The organism is Aeromicrobium choanae, from assembly GCF_900167475.1.
Taxonomy (GTDB): domain Bacteria; phylum Actinomycetota; class Actinomycetes; order Propionibacteriales; family Nocardioidaceae; genus Aeromicrobium; species Aeromicrobium choanae.
In genome coordinates this window covers 3,016,416-3,033,935 of the sequence record NZ_LT796768.1, presented here as the reverse complement: position 1 = coordinate 3,033,935, position 17,520 = coordinate 3,016,416, and the positions used below count along the sequence as shown (strand labels likewise).

18 protein-coding genes and 4 tRNA genes are annotated in these 17,520 nt (G+C 69.9%); 12 read left to right on the top strand and 10 right to left on the bottom strand.

Annotated elements, in window-relative coordinates:
• Positions 1-2: 2 nt before the first annotated feature.
• The 3 genes from B5D60_RS14670 to B5D60_RS14660 all read right to left on the bottom strand — a co-directional run bounded on the left by B5D60_RS14670 (position 3) and on the right by B5D60_RS14660 (position 2,747).
• Positions 3-839 (bottom strand): alpha/beta hydrolase, encoded by an 837-nt coding sequence (locus B5D60_RS14670; protein ID WP_078700844.1) that lies wholly within the window; start codon positions 837-839, stop codon positions 3-5.
• Between the two features lie 33 nt (positions 840-872).
• Positions 873-1,775 (bottom strand): alpha/beta hydrolase, encoded by a 903-nt coding sequence (locus B5D60_RS14665; protein ID WP_197684333.1) that lies wholly within the window; start codon positions 1,773-1,775, stop codon positions 873-875.
• Positions 1,776-1,922: 147 nt separating this feature from the next.
• Positions 1,923-2,747 (bottom strand): alpha/beta fold hydrolase, encoded by an 825-nt coding sequence (locus tag B5D60_RS14660; protein ID WP_078700843.1) that lies wholly within the window; start codon positions 2,745-2,747, stop codon positions 1,923-1,925.
• 252 nt (positions 2,748-2,999) lie between these two features.
• Here B5D60_RS14660 and B5D60_RS17130 point away from each other — a divergent pair, with 252 nt between their 5' ends.
• Both B5D60_RS17130 and B5D60_RS14655 read left to right on the top strand, forming a co-directional pair.
• Positions 3,000-3,644 (top strand): ATP-binding protein, encoded by a 645-nt coding sequence (locus tag B5D60_RS17130; protein ID WP_197684332.1) that lies wholly within the window; start codon positions 3,000-3,002, stop codon positions 3,642-3,644.
• Complete coding sequence (locus B5D60_RS14655) at positions 3,644-5,812, top strand: helix-turn-helix domain-containing protein (protein ID WP_197684331.1); 2,169 nt, start codon at positions 3,644-3,646, stop codon at positions 5,810-5,812. The genes B5D60_RS17130 and B5D60_RS14655 overlap by 1 nt, the downstream gene beginning before the upstream one ends.
• Before the next feature lie 3 nt (positions 5,813-5,815).
• Here B5D60_RS14655 and B5D60_RS14650 read toward each other — a convergent pair whose 3' ends face one another.
• The 4 genes from B5D60_RS14650 to B5D60_RS14635 form a co-directional block, all read right to left on the bottom strand.
• Positions 5,816-6,781, bottom strand: coding sequence for a helix-turn-helix domain-containing protein (locus B5D60_RS14650; RefSeq protein WP_078700842.1), 966 nt, complete (start codon positions 6,779-6,781; stop codon positions 5,816-5,818).
• 298 nt (positions 6,782-7,079) lie between these two features.
• A tRNA-Val gene (locus tag B5D60_RS14645) sits at positions 7,080-7,151 on the bottom strand.
• A gap of 68 nt (positions 7,152-7,219) precedes the next feature.
• A complete protein-coding gene (locus B5D60_RS14640; protein ID WP_153303050.1) occupies positions 7,220-7,411 on the bottom strand; it encodes a hypothetical protein in 192 nt (63 codons plus the stop codon).
• A gap of 45 nt (positions 7,412-7,456) precedes the next feature.
• Positions 7,457-8,290 (bottom strand): aminotransferase class IV, encoded by an 834-nt coding sequence (locus B5D60_RS14635; protein WP_078700840.1) that lies wholly within the window; start codon positions 8,288-8,290, stop codon positions 7,457-7,459.
• An 81-nt stretch (positions 8,291-8,371) separates the two neighbouring features.
• Here B5D60_RS14635 and B5D60_RS14630 point away from each other — a divergent pair.
• The 5 genes from B5D60_RS14630 to B5D60_RS14610 all read left to right on the top strand — a co-directional run bounded on the left by B5D60_RS14630 (position 8,372) and on the right by B5D60_RS14610 (position 10,040).
• Positions 8,372-8,443 (top strand) — tRNA-Gly (locus tag B5D60_RS14630).
• Between the two features lie 28 nt (positions 8,444-8,471).
• Positions 8,472-8,542: transfer RNA gene (locus B5D60_RS14625), tRNA-Cys, on the top strand.
• A 21-nt stretch (positions 8,543-8,563) separates the two neighbouring features.
• Positions 8,564-8,635 (top strand) — tRNA-Val (locus B5D60_RS14620).
• Positions 8,636-8,785: 150 nt separating this feature from the next.
• Positions 8,786-9,544 (top strand): SGNH/GDSL hydrolase family protein, encoded by a 759-nt coding sequence (locus tag B5D60_RS14615; protein WP_078700839.1) that lies wholly within the window; start codon positions 8,786-8,788, stop codon positions 9,542-9,544.
• Positions 9,545-9,566: 22 nt separating this feature from the next.
• Positions 9,567-10,040, top strand: a complete 474-nt coding sequence (locus tag B5D60_RS14610; protein WP_078700838.1) for a YbaK/EbsC family protein — start codon at positions 9,567-9,569, stop codon at positions 10,038-10,040.
• On the opposite strand, the gene B5D60_RS14605 is transcribed toward B5D60_RS14610, so the two are convergent.
• Together B5D60_RS14605 and B5D60_RS14600 are read right to left on the bottom strand one after the other, a co-directional pair.
• The gene (locus B5D60_RS14605) at positions 10,041-10,949 is read right to left on the bottom strand and encodes a zinc ribbon domain-containing protein (RefSeq protein WP_078700837.1); all 909 of its coding nucleotides are present in this window, start codon (positions 10,947-10,949) and stop codon (positions 10,041-10,043) included.
• On the bottom strand, positions 10,946-11,200 hold the full coding sequence (locus B5D60_RS14600) for a helix-turn-helix domain-containing protein (RefSeq protein ID WP_172806380.1): 255 nt from the start codon (positions 11,198-11,200) through the stop codon (positions 10,946-10,948). The genes B5D60_RS14605 and B5D60_RS14600 overlap by 4 nt, the downstream gene beginning before the upstream one ends.
• Before the next feature lie 90 nt (positions 11,201-11,290).
• Between B5D60_RS14600 and B5D60_RS14595 the strand changes: the two genes are divergently transcribed.
• The 4 genes from B5D60_RS14595 to B5D60_RS14580 all read left to right on the top strand — a co-directional run bounded on the left by B5D60_RS14595 (position 11,291) and on the right by B5D60_RS14580 (position 15,913).
• Positions 11,291-12,934 (top strand): acyl-CoA dehydrogenase family protein, encoded by a 1,644-nt coding sequence (locus tag B5D60_RS14595; protein WP_078700835.1) that lies wholly within the window; start codon positions 11,291-11,293, stop codon positions 12,932-12,934.
• Between the two features lie 264 nt (positions 12,935-13,198).
• On the top strand, positions 13,199-14,875 hold the full coding sequence (locus B5D60_RS14590; RefSeq protein WP_078700834.1) for a nitrite/sulfite reductase: 1,677 nt from the start codon (positions 13,199-13,201) through the stop codon (positions 14,873-14,875).
• A 79-nt stretch (positions 14,876-14,954) separates the two neighbouring features.
• A complete protein-coding gene (locus B5D60_RS14585) occupies positions 14,955-15,155 on the top strand; it encodes a hypothetical protein (protein WP_078700833.1) in 201 nt (66 codons plus the stop codon).
• Entirely contained in the window at positions 15,152-15,913 is a 762-nt protein-coding gene (locus tag B5D60_RS14580; protein WP_078700832.1) for a sirohydrochlorin chelatase, read from the top strand. The genes B5D60_RS14585 and B5D60_RS14580 overlap by 4 nt, the downstream gene beginning before the upstream one ends.
• Before the next feature lie 30 nt (positions 15,914-15,943).
• On the opposite strand, the gene B5D60_RS14575 is transcribed toward B5D60_RS14580, so the two are convergent.
• Positions 15,944-16,780 carry a PPK2 family polyphosphate kinase gene (locus B5D60_RS14575; RefSeq protein WP_078700831.1) on the bottom strand — a complete coding sequence of 279 codons (837 nt, stop codon included), beginning with the start codon at positions 16,778-16,780 and terminating at the stop codon, positions 15,944-15,946.
• Positions 16,781-16,817: 37 nt separating this feature from the next.
• On the opposite strand from B5D60_RS14575, the gene B5D60_RS14570 reads away from it, so the two are divergent.
• Entirely contained in the window at positions 16,818-17,516 is a 699-nt protein-coding gene (locus B5D60_RS14570; RefSeq protein WP_172806379.1) for a pyrimidine reductase family protein, read from the top strand.
• Positions 17,517-17,520: the final 4 nt, after the last annotated feature.

Sequence of the window (17,520 nt, the reverse complement as noted above, 5' to 3'; positions counted from 1 at the left end):
GCTCACACGGTGTCCGGCGAGACGTCGCTGGTGGGCCGCGCGTGCTCGAGGGCCCACTCGAGGGCGTAGTCGGCGACGTCCTCCCAGCCGGGCTCGGCGCAGGTCCAGTGGGACCGGCCCTCGAAGAGATGGAAGTCGGTGAGGGCCTTGCTCTTCCTGTACTTGCGGTGGTTGGACCGGTTCACCGCCGGCGGCATGATGTGGTCCTCGCCCCCGGCGATGAAGAGCAGCGGCGCGCGGTCGTCGTTGTCGTAGTCCACCCAGGTCTCCTGCTTGCCGGGCTTGAAGTTCGCCAGGAGGCCGTAGTCCCAGATCCACCGTCCGGGCGCGCCGATCGCGTACCTGTCGTAGGCGGCCTTGGCCGCTGCCTCGTCCAGCGTGTTCGTGAAGGCGTAGTGGAACTGCTTCTCGGTGAACTCGACGGCCTTGTGGTGGTTGGCCGGGTTGTTGAGCGCGGGGAACAGCGACTTGACCTGCGAGGGCGGGGTGACGCGCACTCCTTCGGTGGGTGCGGAGTTGATCACGACGCCGGCCGCCCCGAGTCCGCGGTGCAGCAGCATCTGCGTGAGCGTCCCCCCGAAGGAGTGCCCCATGATGATCGGCGGGTTCTCCACCGATCGCACGACGTCGGCCAGGTGGTCGATCGTCTCGGTGATGTCGCAGTCGGCGATGGGGCTGGGATCTGCGCGGAGCGCTTCGACCTCGACCTCGAAGCCCGGGTAGGCAGGAGTGAGGACGCGGTAGCCACGCTCCTCGAACCGCTGCACCCACTGCTCCCAGCTGCGCGGGGTGACCCAGAGGCCGTGGACGAGGACGATGGTGTCGGGCTGAGTGGACATGTGGTTCTCCTTGGGGGGTGAGGTGCGCTGGGCTCAGTGCTGCTGGTCGGCCAGCAGGATCTGGTCGGTGACGCTCTTGGCACGCGTGATCAGCAGTGCGTGAGAGCTCTTGTAGGTGCTGGTCCTCGCACCGGCCCGCTGGGCCATCGCGGCCTGCGCCTGCGGCGGGATGACGCGATCCTCCTTGGCGACCAGGAAGTACGACGGGATCGTCTTGTAGCCGGGTTCGCCCGCCGGGATGACCAGCGAGGACAGGGTGGCGGGTCGCTGAGCCGTCGCCATGGTCCGTGTCACCCGGTGCGGCAGGTCCTGGGCGAAGACGTTGCGGAACCGTGACGGCTGGATCGTGGCGTCGCCGTCGCCCTCCGGTGCGCCGGGGTACGGACGCACGGTGATGCTGTCGATGACGTCGCTGTGGCCACCACCGAGCTCGTTGGCCTGGGCGACGGTCTCCCCGTTCGCCAGCGCGTACGCCGCCACGTAGACCAGCGAGACGACGTTCTCGTTGCCCGTCGAGGCCTGCGTGATGACGGCGCCGCCGTACGAGTGGCCCACGAGGATGATCGGTCCCGCGATCGTCCCCAGGAACGAGCGCAGGTACTCGCCGTCGGAGCTCACGCCACGCAGCGGGTTCGCCCACGCGTGGACGGTGTACCCCCGGTCCAACAGCCGGCTCTGGACGTCGGTCCATCCGGACGCGTCGGCGAACGCACCGTGCACCAGGACGACCGTCGCCTTCTTGCCCCTCAGCGACTTCCGGGTTGCGTTGGCTGCGGCGAGGACGCGGGTGGCGTCCTGGCCATCGGCCGCCCTGCCTGCGCCGTGGACGGGGCTGGTCCGCGTGTCGAACGCGACGACAACGGCTGCGAGGAGCAGGGCGAGCGCGGTGAAGGCTGCGGCCGCGCGGGCCTGGCCTCGGGACATGGTGAGGTGCATCGGGATCTCCTGCGGTGGGGTGCGTGTCGAACGCTGCTGCGTGTGGCTCCTGGCCCGATCCTGCGCCTGGGGGCGACCCGGGCGAATCACGTGCACCGCGTGGTCGTGGGCCGTGGGCCCGCCCACGCACTACGCGCGACGCGGTCGTCAGTCGTCGATGAAGGCGAGCAGGTCACGGTGGAGCCGGTCACGGTCCGTGTCGGGCAGCGCGTGTCCGCTGCCCTCGTAGACCTTGAGCTCGGCGCCGTCGATCATGGCTGCCGACCGCTGGCCCCCGACCTCGAAGGGAACGATCTGGTCGTCGTCGCCGTGGATGACCAGCGTCGGCACGTCGATCCGCTCCAGGTCGGGTCGGAAGTCGGTCGCCGAGAAGGCCGCGATGCACTCGTACGCCGCTCGGTGTCCGCACGCCATGCTCTGCAGCCAGAAGGCGTCCCGGAAGCCCTGGTCGATGTCGCCCGTGCGGTTGTGGCCGAAGAAGGGTCCGTCGGCCAGGTCCCGGTAGAGCTGTGAGCGGTTGGCCTTCTCGCCGGCACGGATGCCGTCGAAGGTCTCGATGGGGAGACCTTCGGGGTTGTCGTCGGTCCGCAGCATCAGCGGCGGCACGGCGCCGACCAGGACGAGCCTGGCGACACGAGCGGTCCCGTGACGGCCGACGTAGTGGACCACCTCGCCACCGCCGGTCGAGTGCCCGACCAGGGTGACGTCGTCGAGCTCCAGCTTGTCGACGAGGCACGCCAGGTCGTCGGCGTAGGTGTCCATCTCGTTGCCGTGCCAGGTCTGGGTCGACCGGCCGTGTCCACGTCGGTCGTGCGCGATCGCGCGGTGGCCGTTCTCGGCCAGGAAGAGAGCCGTGGCCTCCCACGCGTCGGCATTCAGGGGCCAGCCGTGGCTGAGAACGACGGGCGTTCCCTCGTTCCCCCAGTCCTTGTAGAAGATCTGTGCTCCGTCGTCGACCGTCACGTGCGGCATGGGGTGCTCCTCGTTCGTGCCCGGAGGGTGGGCGGGTGGGTGAACTGACCGTGTCCTCCCACCGTGCGGGCGAACACGGCCCTGCGGACCACGCGCCGTTCGTAGTCCTCCAGCACGCCTCTCGAGCGCGACCGTGTGGCACGCACAGCCCCCAAGTTGGCACCGTCCGACCTGTGAATGCCGTCGTCGGCTCCCTAGATTCACGGTCAGGTACCGCACCGGAGAAGTGGCCGTCCGAGGAGGAGTGGGCGCATGCACGATCGCGACGTCGAGCCCGATGCCGGCCCGCCCCAGGCTGCTCTCGGTGGGACGGCCCGCCCGCCGTTCTTCGGACGGGACGCGGAGCTGTCCCGGATCCGCAGCCTGTGCCACCACGCGAGGAACGGCCGAGGTGGGTCGCTCCTGCTCCTCGGCGAACCCGGCATCGGCAAGACGTCGGTGCTGCAGGCCGCGACGCGGGACCTGCGCGACGTGCTGCTGGTGGAAGTCCGCGGGTACGAGGCGGAGATGGCGATGCCGTTCGCAGCCGTGCAGCGACTCGTCCGACCGCTGCTGTCCCACGTGGATCTCCTTCCCGAGCAGCATCGGCACGCCCTGCAGGTCGCGTCCGGCCGGACGGACGGGCACCCGCCTGATCGGTTCCTGGTGGGACTCGGCGTGCTGGGGCTGCTCGCGTCCGCCGGCGAGGCTCGTCCCGTGGTGTGCGCCGTGGACGATGCCCATCTCCTCGATGCAGAGTCCTTGGACGTCCTCGGCTTCGTGGGACGCCGACTGGAAGGAGAGTCCGCCGTCCTGCTGATCGCTGGACGCGAGACGACGTCGATCGTGTCCCATGTCGCCGGCGTGCCCACCATGGCAGTGGCCGGGCTGCCCCCGACATCGCGGTCCGACTGCTGATGACTTCGCTCGCGCGGCCCCTGGACCCCTCCGTCGCCGTCAAGGTCGTGGCCGCCACGGGCGGGAACCCCTTGGCGCTGGTCGATCTCGCCGCCGAGCTGACCGTCCGGGAGCTGACCGAGTCGAGCTTCGGTGACGAGCCACTCCCGATCGGTCGCCACCTGGAGCAGCACTACCTGCGCCAGGTCAGGAGGCTCCCCGTTCCTGAGCAGCTGTGGCTCGTGATCGCAGCAGCCGAGGCGTCGGGACAGCTGGACGTGATCAGCGCGGCCGCCGCGGAGCTGTCCCTCCCGCCGGACTCAGGGGATGCCGCGGAGATCGGCGGTCTGGTCCAGCTGGGGCGTTCGGTGAGCTTCCGGCACCCGCTCGTGAGGTCGGCGGCCTACAACGCGGCGACCGGCAGGGATCGGCGTCGAGTGCACCGTGCTCTCGCCGTGATCGCGGAGAAGCTCGGCAACGCCGAGCAGTCGGCGTGGCACTCCGCGAAGGCCACCCTCGGAACGGACGAGGAGGTCGCGCAGCAGCTGGAGCTCGTGGCCGATCTGGCCGCTGCCCGAGGTGGGTTCGTGTCACGTGCGCGGGTCCTGGTGGAAGCGGCGTCCCTGACGCCTCCGGGGGGTCGCAAGTACGCGCGACTCGTCGGAGCAGCCGAGGCGGCCCTCGCGGCAGGAAGCGGCCAGCTCGCCAAGGACCTGCTCGACGAGATCGACGAGGACCTGCTCGACCCCGTCGACCGCGGACGCCTGATCAGCGTCGGGGCCGACTACTCGATGTTCGTCGCTGCACCCTCACTCGTGACCGCGGCGGCCGAGATGCTGGTCGCCGCGGACTGCTTCCACGGCGAGGACGACGATCTCGAGCAGACCAGCCTCATCAGGGCGTGGGAGTGGGCGCTGCCGCCCGAGAGGCTGGCTGAGGGCTTCTCGTGGGACGCGCTCGGAGCTCGGCTCCTGGCAGGGGCCGACGTCAAGGAGGGCAAGCCCGCGACGATCCTGAGGGGCATCAGCGCGATCATCCTCAAGCCGTACGCGGAAGCCGTGCCCACCGTACGGAACGCCCTGGACGTCTTCGACGAGATGAGCGCTGACGAGCTCCTGCAGTACGGGCAGTCGGCGATCGCGTTGGCGACCTACCTCTGGGACCTCGAGGCACGCAGCCGGATCATGCAGCGCTGGGCCGACGCCGCCCGCGACGCCGGGTCGCTCAACAAGCTCGACACCGCCCTGTGGGTTCTCTCGCTCACGGAGGTGGTGGGTGGAACACCCAGACGCGCCGTCCAGTACATGGAGCAGGTGCGCGAGCTCCGACGCGCCATCGGGTGGGACGCCGAGCACGTCATCAACGTCGCAGTCCTGGCGTGGTCGACGACCGCCAGGACGCAGGTGGGCGAGATCGCGGCGATGACCCGCGACATGGGATTCGGCGGCGTCCAGGCCACGGCGATGGCGAGCCTGGCGACCACCGAGATCGCCGAGGGTGGGTACGCCGACGCCTACGCACGGTTGAAGCCCTTCGTCGATGACCCCTTCTTCCACGTGACTGCCATGATGTGGCCCGACTTCGCCGAGGCGGCGGTGCACAGTGGTCACACCGCCGAAGCCGTCGCGACGGTCGAGAAGCTCGAGACGATCGCTCGACTGAGCGGGTCCTCCTGGGCCGCGGGGGTCGCGTGGAGAGCACGGGCGCTGCTGGGCGACCACGGACTCGGTGCCGATCCGCAGGTGGAGAGCGGTGAGGTCGAGGCGTCCTTCACCCACTCGATCCAAGCGCTGGAGGGCTCGCAGGCCCTGGTGGACCTGGGCCGCGCACACCTGGGTCTCGGCGAGTGGCTGCGTCGCACGAAGCGGCGCCGCGATGCCCGACCGCACCTTCACGCGGCGGCCGACCTGTTCGCGCGGGCCGGCGCGGAGCCCTACGTCGCCCGCGCGAACCGGGAGCTCGAGGCGACGGGCGAGCCGGCTCGGGACTCAGATCCGGGGCGGCCGGGCAACCTGACCGAGCAGGAGCTGACCGTCGCCGAGCTTGCGGCGTCCGGCCGCACCAACGCCGAGATCGCGGCGACGATGTTCCTCAGCGCGAACACCATCGACTATCACCTTCGGAAGGTCTACCGAAAGCTGGAGATCTCCTCGCGCAGGCAGCTCGCGGACAGGCTCGGCGACAGGTGATGCTCATCGCCTCGGCGGCGAGGCGCCGAACTGGGCACGGAACTCATGGGGCGTGAGTCCGTACTCGGACTTGAACCGCCGGACGAAGTGACGAGGGTCCTTGAACGCGAACCGGTAGGCGATGCTGGCAATGGGGGTGGCCGGATCTCCTGATTCCAGCTCGTTCCGGGCGGCTTCGAGCCTCGTGCTGATGACGTACTGCTCCAGGCTGGTCGGCTCGGCGGAGAACAGGCGGTAGATCGTCCGCCGGGAGACGTTGACGGCCTGGGCGATGCGCGTCGCGTCGAGGTCGGCATCCCGGGCATGCTGACGGATGTAGGCCTGCACGAGCGACAGCAGGGTCGAGTCGCTCGTCTCCTGGGTGAATCGGTGGTCGCCCCTCGTGCTGATGATGAGCGCCCTGAGCAGGGCCACCGTCGAGCCGTCGACCTCCGTGCCGACAGGTCCCTGCAGCAGCTCGTCCGGGAGTCGCGCGAGCTCGACCATGTGACGACGGAGCATCGGATAGAGCGGGCTGTGCTGAACCCCTGCGGCGGCAAGGTCCTCCTCGGCTCGACTGAAGCCGAGCAGCTCGCGGGGCACGAGGTAGGCCGCGGTGTGCGAGATGTCCGGCCACCTCACGTCGAACCCCGACCGCTGGTCGACGATGAACACGTCCCCAGGGCGTTCGAGACGCTCTCCGGTCGGTGTCCTTCGGAGCGCGGTGCCCTCGAGCTGGATGGCGACCGCGAGGAACGCATCGTCCGCGTCGGCGGCCTCACGCGGCGACAAGGAGATGCGAGTGCTCGAGCTGCGGTTCGTGAACAGCGATCCCTGCCCGGTCGGCGTGAATCGCATGCGACTCGTCGGCGTCCCGCGACCGAGGTCGGGCTCGACCACGCTCGACCTGGAGGTCGTTCGCATCACCTCGACGAACTGTTCGGTCCGATCGGCTTCAGGCAGCGCCTCGGTGTCCAGGATCAGTGGCATCCTGGTCGCCTCCCCATGCGGAGCATCGAGACCGCGCCGGCAGCCGGCGGGTGGGTGTCCAGAACCAGCACCGTGACCTCGCAGGATGGGTGAGTGACCGCAGGATGCGTGGGTCAACTGTCTCGGATCACCCGATCCCGGTCAATCGTTTCTCGCCGCGATGGCAGCCAGGCCCGCCACCCGAGGCAGTGCGGCGGTGGGTCGATGCGAAATGGCGTCCGTTCCGGGAGCCGCGAGAGAAGCGACGCATGACAGACGGAAGCCCCGGAATCCTTGCGATTCCGGGGCTTCTCTCGGGTGGGCGATACTGGGTTCGAACCAGTGACCTCTTCGGTGTGAACGAAGCGCGCTACCACTGCGCCAATCGCCCGAGTGCGACGACCAGACTAACGCACGCCGCCGGCGCAGCACGAATGGGGTGGTCATTCGCAGACGAGGTCAGCGCTGATGGGCGTGGCCACTCGCTCCGAGACGTTCCTCGATCGCTGCATCGAGCATCCCGCGCATGGCCACGAGCGCACGCATCTTGTCCAGCGGGGAAGCGGTGGTCGAGGTCAGAAGACGCTCGGCGCCTTCGAGCTGAGAGAGAAGTACATCGGTGGATCCGGCGGAGGCGGTCGTCGAGGTCATGGAGCCGACACTAGGGACGACCACCGACACCGCCCCCGGGCGTCGTCACGGGTCGGTCGACTCGGCCTCCCGCGCGCGCCAGATCTCCTGCGCCCGCTGGGTGATCGGGCCGGGAGCGGGCAGCTCACGGTCGTCCACGCGACTGATCGCCTGGATGGTCCGCGTGGTCCCGACGAGCATCACCTCGTCGGCCTCGAACAGCACCTCCAGCGGCGCGTCGCGCTCGACGACGTCGAGCTCCCCCGCGAGCCACTCGATGGCCAGCGCCCGGGTGATGCCGGCCAGGCAGCCCGACTCCAGCGTCGGAGTGACGATCTGCCCGTCGAGCACGTACATGATGTTGGATCCGGTGCCCTCGCACAGGTCGCCGCGGGTATTCGCCATGACCGCCTCGGAGGCGCCCCGCGCCCGCGCGTACTCGACCATCTTCGCGTTCTCGGCGTACGAGGTCGTCTTGAGCCCGACCAGGGCTCCGCGCTCGTTGCGCGTCCACGGGACGGTCGCGATCGCGCTGACCGCCGGCGGGCGGTCGGCCGGCTCCGTGACCACCACGTGCGTGAGCCCGGCGCTTCCCCGCGGCGACCCGAGCGGACCCTCACCCGAGGTCACGGTGATGCGGATCCGCCCGAACGCCAGGTCCTGCCCGGCCATCGTCGCCGCGATCCCCTCACGCAACGTCTCGATGTCCGGACGCCCGATGCCGAGCCCCTCCGCCGACGTCGCGAGGCGGTCCAGATGACGGGTCATCGCGAACGGCTCACCGTCGATCACCGCGGCCGTCTCGAACACTCCGTCACCGACGACGAGCCCGTGATCGAGCACACTCAGCGCCCGATCGTGCGGAGATTCCAGCAGCTGACCGTTGACCCACGCCTTCATGCCTCGACCTTATGCCGACCCGGTTTGGTGCGCTCCCGACCCATCGGTTAATGTTTCTTGTCGGCCGGGAAATCGGTCGCTGCGGACATAGCTCAGTGGTAGAGCATCACCTTGCCAAGGTGAGGGTCGCGAGTTCGAATCTCGTTGTCCGCTCGGAGAGGGTCTCGGCAGACCCATCTGCGGTGGGTTGGCCGAGAGGCGAGGCAACGGACTGCAAATCCGTTTACACGGGTTCAAATCCCGTACCCACCTCTTCGGAAAACTGAATAGCACGGGCGATTGGCGCAGCGGTAGCGCGCTTCCCTGACACGGAAGAGGTCACTGGTTCAAACCCAGTATCGCCCACAGAAGAAGCCGCAGGCCCATGGTCTGCGGCTTCGTCATGTGCCCTGGGCGTCCGCGAAACGAGAATGTCACCGCGTGGCTCGCGGACCCGGCGCTCGGGCACGCTATCTTCTACTGACTCACCAGTAACGACACCACGGAGGAACCGGCGTGACGAGCCGTGCCCACTTGCCCCGCAAGCGCCTCGGCCTTGTCGTCCTCACCATCGCCGGCACCCTGACCGCACTGGTCACCAGCGCCGGAGCCGCAGCACCCTCCACGCCCTCCGCGGCCAGTCCCACGGTCGCGCCGCTGGCCGCCCCGGCCGAGCCCGAGAAGATGCTCGTCATCGGCGACTCCTACTCCTCGTACTACGGCGACCGCCACAGCCGCTATCCCGGCTGGTGGGCGATGGTCGCGTTCCAGCTCGGTCTCGAGCCGCAGCTCGACGCGATGGGCGGCACGGGGTTCCTCTCGCGCAGCAGCTCGTGCGAGCACACCCGGTTCAAGTCGCGCCTCGACACGGTTCGCGCCGTCGCCCCACGGATCCTCGTGGTGGAGGGCGGGCGCAACGACTGGCGCCGCTGCACGAAGGACGGACGCGTCGTCGAGGCCACCCGCACCGAGATCGAGCGCGCCGCCGAGGGCTTCTTCGACGAGCTCGCCGAGGTCTGGGACGAGCTGGGCCGGACGCCCGACGACGTCCTCGTGCTGACACCGTGGGGCACCACGAAGGAGCGCAAGGGCCGGATCATCCGGCCCATCGTGCGCGAGGCCGCCCAGCGCCACGGCTTCTCCTGGGTCGAGACGCGGCCGTTGACCCTCGAGCAGGCACCGGACGGCGTCCACCCCAACAACGACGGCAGCCGCCTCCTCAGCGAGCAGGTCCTGCAGAGCTCCAGCCTCGCCGACCGCTTCCCGCGCGCCTGACGTCGTCAGGCAGGATCGAGCCATGTCGATCGAGAGCGTGCGCGAGTTCCTGACCGGTCACGGCCGCGAGGGCGACATCCTGCAGACGTCCGGCTCCAGCGCCACGGTGGCCGAGGCGGCGGAGGCGTTCGGTGTCGAGCCGGCCCGCATCGCCAAGACCTTGTCGTTCCGGGGCGACTCCCCCGACACCTGCGTGCTCGTGGTGATGGCCGGCGATGCACGCACCGACAACGCAGCCTTCAAGACCACCTTCGGCCGCAAGGCCACGATGCTCAAGGCCGACGAGGTCGAGGCGCTCACGGGTCACCCCGTGGGAGGCGTGTGCCCCTTCGCCAACCCCGCGAACGCGACCGTGCACCTGGACACCTCGCTGAAGCGCTTCGACACGGTGTTCCCGGCGGCCGGGAGCGCCGACTCGGCCATCGAGCTGACCCCCGCCGAGCTCGAGGACCTGTCGGGCGCCGCAGGGTGGGTCACCGTGAGTCGTCTGCCCTGATCAGGGCGCGCCGCACGTCGCACAGTGCGGCGACCCCACACGCCGCGGCGAGCCGCACGCGGCGCAATCCGCGATGACGTCGCGGCCGCAGCCCGCACAGTGCGGTCCACCGTCCAGACCGGCATCGTGCAGCGGGAACCCGCAGAACGGGCACTCCCCCTTGCGCACCCGCCGGCCGGGCACACGAGCGGCGAGGTGCTTCTGCAGCACCCGGAAGGCCACCACCGTGGCCACCACACCGAGGGCCGACAGCACGAACGGTCCGAGGTCCAGCGGATCGACGTAGTCGGTGATGTAGTCGACCGCGAAGACCAGCGCCATGATCGCGCCGACCGCGGCGCCGGCGAACGCCAGCGTGAGGTACCGGGACTCGCGTCGCCGCAGCCGGGCCATCAGCTGGTACGCGCCAACGGTCCACCCGGCGACGAAGGCGAGGCGGATGCCGGCGACGAGCCAGGCCTTCAGGCCCGAGCGGTTCTCCTGCTCGTAGGCATCCCGCGCCTGTTCGGCCTCCTTCTCGGCGATGCCGGACGCTGCGGTGGCAGCCTTCAGCTCCGCGTCGACCTGGTCGTACTTGGCCTGGGCCTGCCCGTACTCCTGCCGCGCGTCGGCGACGCCCTCGCCCTCCTGCAGCGCGACCTTGTACTCCTCCCGCTCGAGGTCGAGCTGCAGTCGTGCCTCGTCGCGTTCAGTCTCGGCGTCCCACCGCGCCTGGTCGGCCTCCGCCTGTCGGCTCTCGGCCTCGACCACCGCCGTGTCGTCGACCTGCGGCAGCGCGCCGTCGACCCAGGCGGGGACCTTCGCGTAGAACCACACGGCGCCCACGAGCAGGAAGGCGGCGAGCAGCACCGCGAGCAGCTTCTCGCTGCGGGTGGACTCGATCTGCTCGGTGTCGACTCGAGTGCTCATCGGGACTCCTTCGTGGGCCGCGTTCGCGGGCGGAACGTGACGTCGAGCTCGCAGTCCAGCGCCGCGGCGATCCGCAGCAGCGTGTCGAGCTTGGGTGGGCGCGAACCGGACTCGAACCGGGCGATCGCCGACTGGGTCGTGCCGCACAGGTCGGCCAGCTCACGCTGGGACAGCCGTCGGAGCGAACGCTGCTCGACCACCTGTCGGGCGATGCCCTCGTAGAAGTCGTCGTGCTCGATCGGTCCGCGCATGCCGGGACCGTATCGCATGCGTGCTATGCCTGTCCATAGCACGCGTGCAATGTATGCAGGCGTGTCGTCGCGAGGAATTACGGTGAGTCCATGGATCCCGTGCAGCGCATCCCCGAGAACCAGGCCGTGCCCTTCGACGACGTGAACATCGCGGTCGCCGACACCCCACTGATGGACGCCGTCGCGGCGCTGGGGGGCGCTCAGGCGGGCGAGATCCGCGAGTACCTGCAGCCGATCGGCGCGCTCGCCGGCACGGCGGAGGCACGCGAGCACTGGCACCTGGCCAACCAGTACCCGCCGGTCCACGAGCCGGTCGACCGATTCGGGCGTCGCATCGACGAGATCCGCTTCCACCCGTCGTGGCACTGGCTCATGGAGCGCGGAGTCGGCTTCGGCCTCACCGCGGCGCCGTGGACCTCCGACGACCCCGCCGCGCACCTGCGCCGGGCCACCGGCTTCTACACGTGGGGACAGGTCGAGCAGGGGCACATGTGTCCCATCACCATGACCTACGCGGTCGTGCCCGCCCTGCGCACCGACCCCGAGCTGGCCGCGCAGTGGACGCCGGGCCTGGCGTCCACCACCTATGACTTCGGGCTGCGCGCGCCACAGGAGAAGGCGGGCCTGCTGGCCGGCATGGGGATGACCGAGAAGCAGGGCGGCTCGGACCTGCGGGTCAACAGCACCATCGCCAAGGCCACCGACGTCCGTGGCGAGTACCGGCTCACGGGCCACAAGTGGTTCACCTCGGCCGCCATGAACGACGTCTTCCTCGTCCTGGCCCAGACCGACTCCGGCTCCACCTGCTTCGTCGTGCCGCGGGTGCTGCCCGACGGCTCGCGCAACCCACTGACGATCGTGCGGCTGAAGGACAAGCTCGGCAACAAGTCCAACGCCTCCAGCGAGCTCGAGTTCGACGACACCTGGGCCGTGCGCCTCGGCGAGGAGGGGCGCGGGATCCGCACCATCATCGAGATGGTCTCGGCCACGCGGATGGACTGCATCCTCGGATCGGCCTCGATCATGCGCAAGGCCTTCGCCGAGGCCGCGTGGCACGCACGGCACCGCTCGGCCTTCGGCGCTCGGCTGATCGACCAGCCGGCCATGGTGGGCGTCCTGGCCGACCTCGCGCTGGAGTCCGAGGCGGGCATGCTGGCCGGCCTGCGCCTGGCCGCGGCGATGGATCGCCCCGACGACGAGCACGAGCGCAACCTCCGGCGGATCGGTCTGGCCCTGTCCAAGTACTGGGTCTGCAAGCGCACGCCAATGATGGTCGGCGAGGCGCTCGAGTGCCTCGGCGGCAACGGCTACGCGGAGGAGTCCGGCATGCCGTTGCTCTTCCGTGAGTCCCCGCTCAACTCGATCTGGGAGGGCAGCGGCAACGTCAACGCGCTCGACGTCCTGCGAGCTCTCTCGCGCGAGAACGGCACCCTCGACGCCTGGCGCACCGAGGTCGGCACCGTCCGCGGCGAGGACGCGCGCCTCGACGCCGCGGTAGACGAGGTGCTGCGCCGCCTGGCCGATCCCGCCGACGCCGAGGCCTCCGCGCGCTGGGTCGCGTCCCGCATGGCGGCGATCCTGCAGGGCTCCCTGATGATCCGGTACTCCAGCCCCGCCGCGGCCGATGCGTTCTGCGCCTCCCGTCTCGGCGGCCAGTGGGCCGGCACCTTCGGCACGCTTCCCAGCGGCCTCGACCTGCAGGGCATCGTCGAGAGGGCTCAGCCGGCCGCGTGAATTCAGGCTGGAGTTCCAGCCGTTCGCACTGTCGCGTCTCGCGATACGGACGGCGGTCCCACTATTCGAGACGTCCGTTTGTTGGACCGCCGTCTCACTGGACAGACTGTCTGCATGCTCGCCGCACAGACCACCTGGCTCGTGGAACGACTCCACGTCGACCTCGGTCGTGCGCGCTCCATGATGTGTCGTTGATCTGCCCCACCCCGCAGCCCCCGCGCTGAGCCATGCCGCTCGCGCCCAGCCACGCGACAGAGAGCACCGATGACCACCACCCCAGCAGCACCTGCCCGTCCCCGCCGCCGTAAGGGCGAGGGCCAGTGGGCCCTGGGCTACCGCGAGCCCCTCAACGCGAACGAGCAGTCCAAGAAGGACGACAACCCGCTCAACGTGCGCGCCCGCATCGAGAACATCTACGCGCACCGCGGCTTCGAGAGCATCGACGGCGGCGACCTGCGCGGACGGTTCCGCTGGTGGGGCCTCTACACGCAGCGCAAGGCCGGCATCGACGGCGGCAAGACCGCCACGCTGGAGCCCGAGGAGCTCGACGCCGACCGCTTCATGATGCGCGTGCGTGTCGACGGCGGTCAGCTCTCGCTCGAGCAGCTGCGCGCGATCGCCGACGTCTCGGTCGACTTCGGTCGCGGCAGCGCCGACGTCACCGACCGCCAGAACATCCAGTACCACTGGATCGACGTGCGCGACGTCCCCACGATCTGGCAGCGCCTCGAGTCCGTCGGCCTGTCCACGCAGGAGGCGTGCGGCGACTGCCCCCGCGTCATCATGGGCAGCCCCGTCGCCGGCGTGTCGGCCGACGAGATCATCGACGGCCGGCCCGCGATCGACGCGATCGAGAGCCGCTACATCGGCGACCAGGCGTTCTCCAACCTGCCGCGCAAGTTCAAGACGGCCATCAGCGGCCACCCCGGCCACGACGTCGTCCCGCAGATCAACGACGTGGCGTTCATCGGCGCGGTCCACCCCGAGCACGGCCCCGGCTTCGACGTCTGGGTCGGCGGGGGCCTCTCAACCAACCCGCACCTCGCCCTGCGCCTCGGCGCCTGGGTGCCGCTCGACGAGGTTCCCGCGGTCTGGGAAGGCGTGGTCAGCATCTTCCGCGACTACGGGTACCGCCGACTGCGGTCGCGCGCCCGCCTGAAGTTCCTCGTGCAGGACTGGGGCATCGAGAAGTTCCGCGAGGTGCTGGAGACGAAGTACCTCCAGCGCCCGCTGATCGACCTCGACGCTCCCCCGGTCCCTGACACCCCGGTCGACCACGTGGGCGTGCACCGCCAGGTGGACGGCAAGTTCTACGTCGGCGCCGCCACCACGGTGGGTCGCATCTCCGGCCCGATGCTGCAGCAGCTGGCCGACGTCGTGGAGGCGCACGGCTCCGACCGCGTCGCGCTCACGCCGATGCAGAAGATCGTCGTCCTCGACATCGAGGAGGACCGCGTCGAGTCGCTCGTCGCGGCGCTCGCCGAGCTCGGCCTGCACGCCCGTCCGTCGCAGTGGCGCCAGCACACGATGGCCTGCACCGGCATCGAGTACTGCAAGCTCGCGATCGTCAACACGAAGGACCGCGCCGCTCACCTCATCGACGAGCTCGAGCAGCGCGTCCCCGAGCTCGACACGCCCATCACCGTCAACGTGAACGGCTGCCCGAACTCCTGCGCTCGGATCCAGACCGCCGACATCGGCCTCAAGGGCCAGCTCGTGATGAACGAGCAGGGCGAGCAGGTCGAGGGCTTCCAGGTCCACCTCGGTGGCGCCCTCGGCCTGGACGCCGGCTTCGGCCGCAAGCTCCGCGCCCACAAGGTCACCGGCGAGCAGCTGCCCGACTACGTGGAGAAGCTGTCGCGCACCTACTTGGCGCACCGCGAGAACGGCGAGTCCTTCGCTGCGTGGGTCGCCCGGGCCGACGAGGAGGTCCTCCGATGAGCGAGCGCCAGCGAGCGATCCGTCGAGCATCACGAATCGCGGCACCGACCTACCGTCGCTTCTCCAAGGCGGTGTCGCGATGAGTGAACGTCTCGTGCCGTACTCGTGCCCGTACTGCGCCGACGAGGACCTGCGTCCCCACGGCGAGACGCACGGCGAGTGGGAGTGCCGCAGCTGTCTGCGCGCGTTCCGGCTCAAGTTCCTGGGCCACCTGGCCCGCACCACCACCGATACCGACATCACCAGCACAGCACCGCAGGAAGGGAGGAATGCACGATGACCGCACCCGCACTGATCGCCCTGGCCCATGGCAGCCGCGATCCGCGATCGGCCGAGACCATCAACGACCTCACGGAGGTGGTGGCGTGCATGCGCCCTGACCTGCGTGTGGAGTCCGCGTTCCTGGACCTGTGCGGCCCCAGCTTCGACGAGGTCGTCGAGCGACTGGTCGCCGAGGGCTTCAGCGAGATCGTCGTGGTCCCGCTGCTGCTGACCGAGGCCTACCACGCGAAGGTCGACGTGCCCCAGGCCGCGAAGACGGCCTCGGCCAAGCACGACGTCCGCATCGAGGTCACGAAGGTCCTGGGCATCGAGGGCACGTTCCTCAACATCCTGGACCGCCGCCTGCGTGAGGCGCTGCGCGAGAACCGCGTCCGCGAGCTCGACGCGCTCGTGCTCACCGGCGCGGGCTCGTCGGACCCGATGGCCAACGCGATGATCTCGCGGGCCGCCCGGGCGTGGGGCGCGCACCACAAGCTGCCCACGATCGCGGCGTTCGCCTCCAGCGTCCCGCCGGCGGCCAGCGAGGCCGTGCGCGCCCACCGGGCCGACGGTCGTCGTCACATCGCCGTGGGCATGCTGTTCCTGGCGCCGGGCGTCCTGCCCGACCGTGCGAAGGAGCTGGCGCTCGAGGCCGGCGCCGTGGCGGTCGCCGAGCCGCTGGGCGTGGCCGACGAGGTGGCCGAGGTCATCCTGGCCCGCTACGCCGTGGGCGCCGTCGACCTCGTGCCGATGGATGCGCTCTTCGCGGACGTCTGACCGTTCGAGAGCACAGGAGGAGACGCCCGGTCACATCGTGGCCAGGCGCCTCTTCTGCTCCTCCACGTCGAAGTCGGCGGCGGGCCAGTCCAGGCCGAGCCCGTCCAGCGTCTCGCCGAGCATCGTGGCGATCGCCCAGTTCCGGTACCACTTGCGGCCGGCCGGGACGACGTACCACGGCGCGTGCTCGGTGGAGCAGCGCTCGAGGGCGATCTCGTAGGCCTGCTGGTACTGCGGCCACAGGGCGCGCTCGTCGAGGTCGCCGGTGTTGTACTTCCAGTACTTCGTCTGGTCCTCGAGCCGCTCGGCGAGCCGTTCCTTCTGGTCGTCGGCGCTGATGTGCAGGAAGCACTTCAGCATGACTCCCCCGCCGTCGACGAACTCCCGCTCGAACGCATTGATCTCGTCGTAGCGGCGCTCGATCTCGTCGGCGGGCACGAGCTGGCGCACCCGCCCGATCAGCACGTCCTCGTACTGCGACCGGTCGAAGACGCCGATCATCCCCGACTCGGGCAGCTGTCGCCGGATACGCCAGAGGAAGTCGTGCTGGCGCTCCTCCTCCGTGGGGGCCTTGAACGCGGTGATCTTCAGGCCCTGGGGATCGACGAGTCCGGCCACGTGCCGCAGCGTGCCGCCCTTGCCGGAGGTGTCCATCCCCTGCAGCAGGATCAGGACCTTGCGCTCGGTCGTCCCCGCGCGGCCGTTGGCGAAGAGGAGCTCCTGGGAGTCCATCAGCGCGTCGCCGATGCCCGGGAGCAGTCGTCGGGCGTCCTTCTTCGCTCCCTCGAAGCCCGGCGTGTCGTCGGAGGGCCTCGTGGACAGGTCGATCGGCCCGGTGGTCGCGAGCATGGAGCGCAGGTCCGTCATCTCGGCAGTATGCCCCAGGTCGCCCTACCGTGGTGCCATGCCAGATTTGGACGAGCTCGCTGACCTGTACGCCTACCCCGAGTCCCACAAGCCGTGGCTGCGGACCAACTTCGTCGCCTCCGTCGACGGCGCGGTCCAGGACCCCGAGGGTCTCTCGGGCCACCTCGGCGGTGAGCCGGACGCCGCGGTGTTCAAGGTGCTGCGCAGCCTGAGCGACGTGGTGCTGGTCGGCGCAGGGACGGCCCGCGCCGAGGGATACCGCCCGATCTCGGCCGACTCGATCCACGAGTCGCTGCGCGAGGGCCGCCCGCGCGTGCCGCGGCTCGCCGTCGTCAGCCGCAACCTCGACATCCCCGAGTCGCTGCTGACTCCCGGACTCATCATCCTCACGCCGGCGTCCTCCCCGGCCGAGGCCCGCCAGCGGCTCTCAGAGACCGCCGAGGTCGTCGTCGCCGGCGAGAACGCGGTGGACTGGCCCGCGGTTCTGGACGCATTCGCCGCGCGCGGCCTCAACCGCATCCTGTGCGAAGGCGGCCCCGCACTGCACGGGACGCTGGTCGATCTCGACCTCGTCGACGAGGCCTGCGTGACCGTCTCGCCCCACCTGGTGGGTGGCCCGGCCAAGAGAATCACCGAGGGCGCCAAGGCCGTGGAGCTGCCGATGCGACTCGGCCATGTGGTCGAGGAGGACGGCGTCCTGCTGACACGGTGGGTCCGCGACCGCCGCGCGGCCTAGGCTG

Coding starts and splice junctions, on each gene's coding strand:
- B5D60_RS14605 (WP_078700837.1), bottom strand. CDS start 10,949: ATGAGCACTCGAGTCGACACCGAGCAGATCGAGTCCACCCGCAGCGAG.
- B5D60_RS14570 (WP_172806379.1), top strand. CDS start 16,818: ATGCCAGATTTGGACGAGCTCGCTGACCTGTACGCCTACCCCGAGTCC.
- B5D60_RS14670 (WP_078700844.1), bottom strand. CDS start 839: ATGTCCACTCAGCCCGACACCATCGTCCTCGTCCACGGCCTCTGGGTC.
- B5D60_RS14635 (WP_078700840.1), bottom strand. CDS start 8,290: ATGAAGGCGTGGGTCAACGGTCAGCTGCTGGAATCTCCGCACGATCGG.
- B5D60_RS14575 (WP_078700831.1), bottom strand. CDS start 16,780: ATGACGGACCTGCGCTCCATGCTCGCGACCACCGGGCCGATCGACCTG.
- B5D60_RS14580 (WP_078700832.1), top strand. CDS start 15,152: ATGACCGCACCCGCACTGATCGCCCTGGCCCATGGCAGCCGCGATCCG.
- B5D60_RS14595 (WP_078700835.1), top strand. CDS start 11,291: ATGGATCCCGTGCAGCGCATCCCCGAGAACCAGGCCGTGCCCTTCGAC.
- B5D60_RS14660 (WP_078700843.1), bottom strand. CDS start 2,747: ATGCCGCACGTGACGGTCGACGACGGAGCACAGATCTTCTACAAGGAC.
- B5D60_RS14610 (WP_078700838.1), top strand. CDS start 9,567: ATGTCGATCGAGAGCGTGCGCGAGTTCCTGACCGGTCACGGCCGCGAG.
- B5D60_RS14640 (WP_153303050.1), bottom strand. CDS start 7,411: ATGACCTCGACGACCGCCTCCGCCGGATCCACCGATGTACTTCTCTCT.
- B5D60_RS14600 (WP_172806380.1), bottom strand. CDS start 11,200: ATGCGCGGACCGATCGAGCACGACGACTTCTACGAGGGCATCGCCCGA.
- B5D60_RS17130 (WP_197684332.1), top strand. CDS start 3,000: ATGCACGATCGCGACGTCGAGCCCGATGCCGGCCCGCCCCAGGCTGCT.
- B5D60_RS14665 (WP_197684333.1), bottom strand. CDS start 1,775: ATGCACCTCACCATGTCCCGAGGCCAGGCCCGCGCGGCCGCAGCCTTC.
- B5D60_RS14590 (WP_078700834.1), top strand. CDS start 13,199: ATGACCACCACCCCAGCAGCACCTGCCCGTCCCCGCCGCCGTAAGGGC.
- B5D60_RS14655 (WP_197684331.1), top strand. CDS start 3,644: ATGACTTCGCTCGCGCGGCCCCTGGACCCCTCCGTCGCCGTCAAGGTC.
- B5D60_RS14650 (WP_078700842.1), bottom strand. CDS start 6,781: ATGCCACTGATCCTGGACACCGAGGCGCTGCCTGAAGCCGATCGGACC.
- B5D60_RS14585 (WP_078700833.1), top strand. CDS start 14,955: ATGAGTGAACGTCTCGTGCCGTACTCGTGCCCGTACTGCGCCGACGAG.